The organism is Prevotella sp. P4-67, from assembly GCF_002251325.1.
GTDB lineage: Bacteria > Bacteroidota > Bacteroidia > Bacteroidales > Bacteroidaceae > Prevotella.
Map to the genome: position 1 here is coordinate 1 of NZ_NPJL01000017.1, position 8,904 is coordinate 8,904.

Sequence of the window (8,904 nt, forward strand, 5' to 3'; positions counted from 1 at the left end):
GGTCTTAGCCTAAACACAATCATTCCCGCCAGCACTTGGACTGACGGGAACGACCTATGGGTTAATTATGAAAAATGTATTGATGCGGCTATGCTTAATAGTATATCGGGCGAATGTTCTTTCCAGTGGAACGGGTGCTGGACCAACCCGTCTCAGTAAAGATTTTATCTCCTCTTATAAAAATATTGAATACCTCAGCAATTTTAACATCGTCCTTGTATAAGTCTGCCGTCCAACAAAGGCAGCAGTTTGTACGATACCATTTGTCACCGGAAATACTACCATTATTTCTGAAGAAGATGTAGTTGTTGTTAATCTTAGATACCAGGGCAATGCCAGGCTGCCCGTTCAGCGTTATCTCCTTAGCTGTACAATTATTGAACAATTCCTTTACCTCTGTGACTGTGGGGATATGCCATTTATTGCCGAGCCTTGCTGTGGCTGCGTCATCGTAAGGCATGAGCTGTTTCCAGCCGTCTTTCCCATGATATCTTCTGAATTCGCCCCAACCGCCGTCAAGCAGTCCGTACTTCTCGTTCGTAAAGTCTCCAATATTCTTAGGCGAGGTCTCGCCCCAGGCATAGTAGTCGCCTTTATCTGCAGCGGTCTCGGCGCCGAGGTATTTCTTCGACCACTTCTTTCCACTTGGCAGTCCGAGGTCTACATACTCCATGGTCTCTGTGGCAGTGCCACCACCTGTGGTGCCTCCGCCGGTGATGCCTCCTGCAGCCTTGAGCTCCTCGATTTTGGCAGCGATGGCAGCGATGGCAGCCTCCTTGCTGGTGGTGCCGTCCTTGACAGCCTGCAGCAGGTTGGCTATCTCGGTCTTGATGTTGGTAAACTCGGCAGTGTAGTCGGGCAGAGCGTCGATGACCGCCTTGATGGCTGCGAGCTTGTTGCCGCTTTCGGTGATGGCAGTCTCGATAGACTCGAGCAGTGCCAGCTTGTCGGTGAGCGTGCTGTTGACATTGCTCAACACCGCCTCGATGGCAGCGAGCTGGGTAGCATAGTCGGGCACATTGTTGATGGCGGTCTCGATGGCAGCCAGCTTGTCTCTATAGTCGGGTATGCTGGTCACGGCAGTGGTGAGCAGTTCCATCTTGGTGTCGAAGTTTGTGGCCTGGTCCTTGATGGCCTTCTCGATGAGTGCGAGCTTGTCTGCCAGGGCTATCGACTCTTCCTTCATGGCAGTCTCGATGGCAGCGAGCTTGAGCTCAAGGGCAGAGGTCTGCGAGGCGATGATGTCGTGGATGAGGTCCATCTTTGCCTCCATCGAGAGGGTCTGCGCCTTGACGGCAGCCTCGATGGCAGCTATCTTGAGCTCGAGGGCGGTGGTCTGGGCGTCGATGATGTCGTGGATGAGGTCCATCTTAGCCTCTACCGAGAGTGTCTGCGCCTTGATGGCAGCCTCGATGGCGCCCAACTTGGTCTCGAGCGAGGTGGTCTGGGCGGCTATTACGCCCTTGAGGAGATCCATCTTAGCCTCCATGGAGAGGGTCTGCGCCTTGATGGCAGCCTCGATGACGGCGAGCTTGGCGTCGAGCGTGTTGTTGACTGCGTTGACGGCGTCGATGATAGCCTGCAACTTGGTCTGCTGGTCGGCGTTCATCTGGTCGATGGCCTGCTTGAGCTGGTTGATGGCCTGCTCGTTCTTGAGGGCGCCGTTGTTGATGGCCTCGACCACCTTGGTGAAGTCGTTGACCACTGTGACTTTCATCTCATAGTCTATTTCGGGAGCGTCTTCCTGACATGCACTGAAGAACACTGGTGTTGCCAGCAGCAGCGCGCCGGCCAACAGGATAGATTTCATTACTCTCATAGTTGTATGTGTTTTTAGTTTTGTTATTTCTTTACGGTGATGGTTACTCTGCGGCCCTCATAGTTGGCCTTGCCGTTCTGTGCGCCGATGGCGGTCTGCGGGTGCAGGTCTTCGGGGGCAAAGCCCTCCTTGAGCAGCACCTTGACCACGCGCTTGAGGCGGCGCTCGGAGATGGCCTGGTTGTACTCGGCGGTGCCGGGCGTGCTGGCTTCGGCGACGATGGTGAGCCGGGTGCCCTTGACGCTGCGGGCAAAGGCACGCAGACGGTCGGTCTCTTCACGGCTCAAGGTCGAGCTGTTGTGCGCAAACTGCACATAGTGTCCCGGCTCCTCGACAGCGCTCTGGCGGCTGCGCTCGCAGTCATCGAGCAGTCGCTTCAGGCCCGCCTTGTCCCGCTCAGCCTGCTCTCGCAGATAGGCTTCGCGGTCGGCGCGTGCCTTGGCATCGGCTGCTTCCTGGCGCAGGGCGTTGTTGCGGTCGTTGAGCGCGCTCATCTCGTTGCCGTAGAAGTCGCGCAACTTGCGTGCGCGGCTCTGCACGAAGTTGTAGCGCACGGTGGCGAGGGCGTAGATGTAGTGCTTGGGGGCGATGTCCTGCCGGTTGAGCAGCCAGTCCATCTCGCCCTTCACGCCCAGGGTGAAGCGTCGGCTCACATCGGCCTCGATGTGTAGCGTGGCGGGGATGTAGAGCTTGCGGAACTTCTCGTGGCGGTTGGCAGCCAGCACATTGCCTGTGACGGTCACGGTGGCGTCGTTGCTGATGCTGATGTCGCTGGTGACGGGCGTGGTGGTGGTACCCTGGGTGATGGTGTTGCCCACCCACATGCCGTACTCAGTGCCACGGGCGAGGGTTCCACCGATGCCGGTGCCCACCCAGATGTTGAGCCACTGCGCCTTGCGTGTGCTCCACAGCTCCATGAAGTTGAACTGCACGCCGAGCTTCGCGTTGTGTGTGTTCATGAGATAGTTGCCATAGGTCTTGGCGGGCGACGCGGTCTGGTCGAGCACCGAGAAGCGCTGCTCACGGCGGTAGCGCATCCAGAGGTAGTCGGCGCCAACACGCACCCAGGGGCGGATGGTGAAGTCGACACCGCCACCCACGGCGGGCGCCAGTTTGTAACTCTTCTTGGCATCGTGGTTGGAGTACCACACTCCAGTGGCCCACGACAGTCCACCCTGGGCATAGACGCTCCAGGTATGGGTGCGCAGCTCCTGGTTGCTGTCGCGCGGCGGTTGTGCCACGCCCTCGCCCGCTGTCTGCGCGTTGGCGCCGACCACTGCAAGCGAAGTGAGCATCAGGCTGAGCCCTATTCTTGCCCATCTGCCACTGCATAGCGTGATGAGCGGGTTGTTCAGTATTGCTTTCATCTTGTATTCTGTTTTGTCGTTTGCACCCCCGCCAGCACCGGGGCCGGCGGGAATGACTTATACCTATATTATATTACCATTCTCTCTTGTCAGCTTACTTGGTGCTGCACACGGCACGTATCACGTAGCCAGCCTTGCGGGAACCCCTTGCTATTGTGGGATGATCATACGAGACACCAAGTTCTTCAGTTACCCCACTATGGTCCCATCCTAATGAACAGACAGTGTCCACCTCTTTCAATGTAGATGAATTATAGAAAGACCAGCTAAAATGTAAACCATCATCCCAGTAATATCCAGTGGAAGGCAAGATGATATGGTTTCCGTTGGGTCCTGTTACCTTCCAGTATGCCACTACAGGCTCAGTTGTCCCCGGCATCGTCACCTTCGTGGCTTCCCAGGTGCATTTCTCAATCAGTTCTTCCCATTCAGCTTTGGTCGGCGTATGACACCAGGGACCGAGAATGACGGTGGCAGCGTCATCTTCGGGCTGGAGTTCCATCAGATTGTCACTCCAGTTGTACTTGGTGAACGTAGAACCATTCCAGAATTTGTATTTACCGTAGCCAAATTTCGTCTTAGGAGCAGTCTCACCCCAAGAAAAGTAGCCGCCGGTTTCATTCTCAGTGGCAGCGCCGATGTTGCATTTCGCCCACAGCAGTCCGCTGGGCAGACCGAGGTCTACAAAGTCCTTTGGGACAATCTTCTCGGTGCCAGTGCCACCACCTGTGGTGCCTCCGCCGCTTACTCCGCCGGCAGCCTTCATCTCCTCGATTTTGGCGGCTATGGCAGCCAGTGCAGTCTCGGTGCTGGTGGTGCCGTCCTTGACAGCCTGCAGCAGGTTGGCTATCTCGGTCTTGATGCTGGCAAACGCGGTACTGTAGTCGGGCAGCGCGTCGATGACCGCCTTGATGGCAGCGAGCTTGGCAGCATTGTCGGTGATGGCGTCGTTGATACCCTCGAGCAGCGCCAGCTTGTCGGTGAGCGTGGTGTTGATGCCATTCATCACCGCCTTGATGGCAGCGAGCTGGGTAGCATAGTCGGGCACATTGCTGATGGCAGTCTCGATGGCAGCGAGCTTGGCGCTATAGTCGGGCATGCTGGTGATGGCTGTGGTGAGCAGCTCCATCTTGGTGTCGAAGTTGGTGGTCTGGTCCTTGATGGCTTGCTCGACGAGCGCGAGCTTGTCTGCCAGGGCTATCGACTCTTCCTTCATGGCAGTCTCGATGGCGGCGAGCTTGAGTTCGAGGGCAGAGGTCTGCGCGGCGATGATGTCGTGGATGAGGTCCATCTTTGCCTCCATCGAGAGGGTCTGCGCCTTGATGGCAGCCTCGATGGCCCCTATCTTGAGTTCGAGCGCAGCGGTCTGGTCGCCGATGATGTCGTGGATGAGGTCCATCTTTGCCTCGAGGGCGAGGGTCTGCTCATTCATAGCGGTCTCGATGGCACCCAACTTGAGTTCGAGAGAGGCAGACTGTGCCTCGATGACGCCCTTGAGGAGTTCCATCTTGCTGTCCATGGAGAGGGTCTGCGCCTTGATGGCAGCCTCGATGACGGCGAGCTTGGTGTCGAGGGTGTTGTTGACCGCATTGATGGCGGCGATGATCGCCTGCATCTTGGTCTTCTGGTCGGCGTTCATCTGGTCGATGGCCTGCTTGAGCTGGTTGATGGCCTGCTCGTTCTTGAGGGCTCCGTTGTTGATGGCCTCCACCACCTTGGTGAAGTCGTTGACCACGGTTACCTCCATCTTGTACTTCAGGTTTGTCGCGTCTTCCTCGCAGGAGCTGAAGAAGACGGGTGTTGCCAGCAGCATGGCGCCGGCCAACATGATAGATTTCAATACTCTCATAGTTATTTGTGTTTTTGGGTTTATATTCTACTTCTTTATGGTGATAGTCACTCTGCGGCCCTCATAGTTGGCCTTGCCGTTCTGTGCGCCGATGGCGGTCTGCGGGTGCAGGTCTTCGGGGGCAAAGCCCTCCTTGAGCAGCACCTTGACCACGCGCTTGAGGCGGCGCTCGGAGATGGCCTGGTTGTACTCGGCGGTGCCGGGCGTGCTGGCCTCGGCGACGATGGTGAGCCGGGTGCCCCTGACGCTGCGGGCAAAGGCACGCAGACGGATGGTCTCTTCACGGCTCAAGGTCGAGCTGTTGTGCGCAAACTGTACATAGTGTCCCGGCTCGTCGACAGCAGTCTGGCGGCTGCGCTCGCAGTCGTCGAGCTGTCGCTTCAGGCCCGCCTTGTCCCGCTCAGCCTGCTCTCGCAGGTAGGCTTCGCGGTCGGCGCGTGCCTTGGCATCGGCTGCTTCCTGGCGCAGGGCGTTGTTGCGGTCGTTGAGCGCGCTCATCTCGTTGCCGTAGAAGTCGCGCAACTTGCGTGCGCGGCTCTGCACGAAGTTGTAGCGCACGGTGGCGAGGGCGTAGATGTAGTGCTTGGGGGCGATGTCCTGCCGGTTGAGCAGCCAGTCCATCTCGCCCTTCACGCCCAGGGTGAAGCGTCGGCTCACGTCGGCCTCGACGTGTAGCGTGGCGGGGATGTAGAGCTTGCGGAACTTCTCGTGGCGGTTGGCTGCCAGCACATTGCCGGTGACGGTCACGGTGGCGTCGTTGCTGATGCTGATGTCGCTGGTGACGGGCGTGGTGGTGGTACCCTGGGTGATGGTGTTGCCCACCCACATGCCGTACTCAGTGCCACGGGCGAGGGTTCCCCCGATGCCGGTGCCCACCCAGATGTTGAGCCACTGCGCCTTGCGGGTGCTCCACAGCTCCATGACGTTGAACTGCACGCCGAGCTTCGCGTTGTGTGTGTTCATGAGATAGTTGCCATAGGTCTTGGCTGGCGACGCGGTCTGGTCGAGCACCGAGAAGCGCTGCTCTCGGCGGTAGCGCATCCAGAGATAGTCGGCGCCAACACGCACCCAGGGGCGGATGGTGAAGTCGACACCGCCACCCACGGCGGGCGCCAGTTTGTAACTCTTCTTGGCATCGTGGTTGGAGTACCACACTCCAGTGGCCCACGACAGTCCACCCTGGGCATAGACGCTCCAGGTATGGGTGCGCAGCTCCTGGTTGCTGTCGCGCGGGGGGTGGGCACGGCCTCGGTCTGCGCCTTGACCCCGAGACGGCGAGCACCACGAGCCACAGGCTGAGCGCGGCTCTTGCCCATCGGCCACCCGAGAGCGGCATGGGCGCGTTGGTCGGTCTTGTGTTCATCTTGTATTCTGTTTTGTCGTTTGCACCCCCGCCAGCACCGGGGCCGGCGGGAATGACTTATACCTATATTATATTACCATTCTCTCTTGTCAGCTTACTTGGTGCTGCACACGGCACGTATCACGTAGCCAGCCTTGCGGGAACCCCTTGCTATTGTGGGATGATCATACGAGACACCAAGTTCTTCAGTTACCCCACTATGGTCCCATCCTAATGAACAGACAGTGTCCACCTCTTTCAATGTAGATGAATTATAGAAAGACCAGCTAAAATGTAAACCATCATCCCAGTAATATCCAGTGGAAGGCAAGATGATATGGTTTCCGTTGGGTCCTGTTACCTTCCAGTATGCCACTACAGGCTCAGTTGTCCCCGGCATCGTCACCTTCGTGGCTTCCCAGGTGCATTTCTCAATCAGTTCTTCCCATTCAGCTTTGGTCGGCGTATGACACCAGGGACCGAGAATGACGGTGGCAGCGTCATCTTCGGGCTGGAGTTCCATCAGATTGTCACTCCAGTTGTACTTGGTGAACGTAGAACCATTCCAGAATTTGTATTTACCGTAGCCAAATTTCGTCTTAGGAGCAGTCTCACCCCAAGAAAAGTAGCCGCCGGTTTCATTCTCAGTGGCAGCGCCGATGTTGCATTTCGCCCACAGCAGTCCGCTGGGCAGACCGAGGTCTACAAAGTCCTTTGGGACAATCTTCTCGGTGCCAGTGCCACCACCTGTGGTGCCTCCGCCGCTTACTCCGCCGGCAGCCTTCATCTCCTCGATTTTGGCGGCTATGGCAGCCAGTGCAGTCTCGGTGCTGGTGGTGCCGTCCTTGACAGCCTGCAGCAGGTTGGCTATCTCGGTCTTGATGCTGGCAAACGCGGTACTGTAGTCGGGCAGCGCGTCGATGACCGCCTTGATGGCAGCGAGCTTGGCAGCATTGTCGGTGATGGCGTCGTTGATACCCTCGAGCAGCGCCAGCTTGTCGGTGAGCGTGGTGTTGATGCCATTCATCACCGCCTTGATGGCAGCGAGCTGGGTAGCATAGTCGGGCACATTGCTGATGGCAGTCTCGATGGCAGCGAGCTTGGCGCTATAGTCGGGCATGCTGGTGATGGCTGTGGTGAGCAGCTCCATCTTGGTGTCGAAGTTGGTGGTCTGGTCCTTGATGGCTTGCTCGACGAGCGCGAGCTTGTCTGCCAGGGCTATCGACTCTTCCTTCATGGCAGTCTCGATGGCGGCGAGCTTGAGTTCGAGGGCAGAGGTCTGCGCGGCGATGATGTCGTGGATGAGGTCCATCTTTGCCTCCATCGAGAGGGTCTGCGCCTTGATGGCAGCCTCGATGGCCCCTATCTTGAGTTCGAGCGCAGCGGTCTGGTCGCCGATGATGTCGTGGATGAGGTCCATCTTTGCCTCGAGGGCGAGGGTCTGCTCATTCATAGCGGTCTCGATGGCACCCAACTTGAGTTCGAGAGAGGCAGACTGTGCCTCGATGACGCCCTTGAGGAGTTCCATCTTGCTGTCCATGGAGAGGGTCTGCGCCTTGATGGCAGCCTCGATGACGGCGAGCTTGGTGTCGAGGGTGTTGTTGACCGCATTGATGGCGGCGATGATCGCCTGCATCTTGGTCTTCTGGTCGGCGTTCATCTGGTCGATGGCCTGCTTGAGCTGGTTGATGGCCTGCTCGTTCTTGAGGGCTCCGTTGTTGATGGCCTCCACCACCTTGGTGAAGTCGTTGACCACGGTTACCTCCATCTTGTACTTCAGGTTTGTCGCGTCTTCCTCGCAGGAGCTGAAGAAGACGGGTGTTGCCAGCAGCATGGCGCCGGCCAACATGATAGATTTCAATACTCTCATAGTTATTTGTGTTTTTGGGTTTATATTCTACTTCTTTATGGTGATAGTCACTCTGCGGCCCTCATAGTTGGCCTTGCCGTTCTGTGCGCCGATGGCGGTCTGCGGGTGCAGGTCTTCGGGGGCAAAGCCCTCCTTGAGCAGCACCTTGACCACGCGCTTGAGGCGGCGCTCGGAGATGGCCTGGTTGTACTCGGCGGTGCCGGGCGTGCTGGCTTCGGCGACGATGGTGAGCCGGGTGCCCTTGACGCTGCGGGCAAAGGCACGCAGACGGTCGGTCTCTTCACGGCTCAAGGTCGAGCTGTTGTGCGCAAACTGCACATAGTGTCCCGGCTCCTCGACAGCGCTCTGGCGGCTGCGCTCGCAGTCGTCGAGCTGTCGCTTCAGGCCCGCCTTGTCCCGCTCAGCCTGCTCTCGCAGGTAGGCTTCGCGGTCGGCGCGTGCCTTGGCATCGGCTGCTTCCTGGCGCAGGGCGTTGTTGCGGTCGTTGAGCGCGCTCATCTCGTTGCCGTAGAAGTCGCGCAACTTGCGTGCGCGGCTCTGCACGAAGTTGTAGCGCACGGTGGCGAGGGCGTAGATGTAGTGCTTGGGGGCGATGTCCTGCCGGTTGAGCAGCCAGTCCATCTCGCCCTTCACGCCCAGGGTGAAGCGTCGGCTCAC

At 58.2% G+C, this 8,904-nt stretch carries 6 protein-coding genes; all 6 read right to left on the reverse strand.

Annotated features, from left to right (window positions below; translation table 11 throughout):
* Window positions 1–94: 94 nt before the first annotated feature.
* Window positions 95–1,819: a hypothetical protein gene (locus tag CIK92_RS02810; RefSeq protein WP_144289313.1), complete on the reverse strand. Its 1,725-nt coding sequence runs from the start codon at window positions 1,817–1,819 to the stop codon at window positions 95–97.
* 23 nt (window positions 1,820–1,842) lie between these two features.
* On the reverse strand, window positions 1,843–3,186 hold the full coding sequence (locus CIK92_RS02815; protein WP_094388093.1) for an OmpA family protein: 1,344 nt from the start codon (window positions 3,184–3,186) through the stop codon (window positions 1,843–1,845).
* A 94-nt stretch (window positions 3,187–3,280) separates the two neighbouring features.
* Entirely contained in the window at window positions 3,281–5,035 is a 1,755-nt protein-coding gene (locus CIK92_RS02820; protein ID WP_144289314.1) for a hypothetical protein, read from the reverse strand.
* Between the two features lie 27 nt (window positions 5,036–5,062).
* The gene (locus CIK92_RS02825) at window positions 5,063–6,358 is read right to left on the reverse strand and encodes an OmpA family protein (RefSeq protein WP_094388095.1); all 1,296 of its coding nucleotides are present in this window, start codon (window positions 6,356–6,358) and stop codon (window positions 5,063–5,065) included.
* A 134-nt stretch (window positions 6,359–6,492) separates the two neighbouring features.
* Window positions 6,493–8,247 (reverse strand): hypothetical protein, encoded by a 1,755-nt coding sequence (locus tag CIK92_RS02830; protein ID WP_144289314.1) that lies wholly within the window; start codon window positions 8,245–8,247, stop codon window positions 6,493–6,495.
* Window positions 8,248–8,274: 27 nt separating this feature from the next.
* A partial coding sequence (locus CIK92_RS02835) for an OmpA family protein (RefSeq protein ID WP_158214720.1) occupies window positions 8,275–8,904 on the reverse strand: 630 nt, incomplete at its 5' end.

Bases quoted from the DNA above. Each gene is read 5' to 3' on its own strand.
- CIK92_RS02810 (WP_144289313.1), bottom strand. From the start codon at position 1,819: ATGAGAGTAATGAAATCTATCCTGTTGGCCGGCGCGCTGCTGCTGGCA.
- CIK92_RS02815 (WP_094388093.1), bottom strand. From the start codon at position 3,186: ATGAAAGCAATACTGAACAACCCGCTCATCACGCTATGCAGTGGCAGA.
- CIK92_RS02820 (WP_144289314.1), bottom strand. From the start codon at position 5,035: ATGAGAGTATTGAAATCTATCATGTTGGCCGGCGCCATGCTGCTGGCA.
- CIK92_RS02830 (WP_144289314.1), bottom strand. From the start codon at position 8,247: ATGAGAGTATTGAAATCTATCATGTTGGCCGGCGCCATGCTGCTGGCA.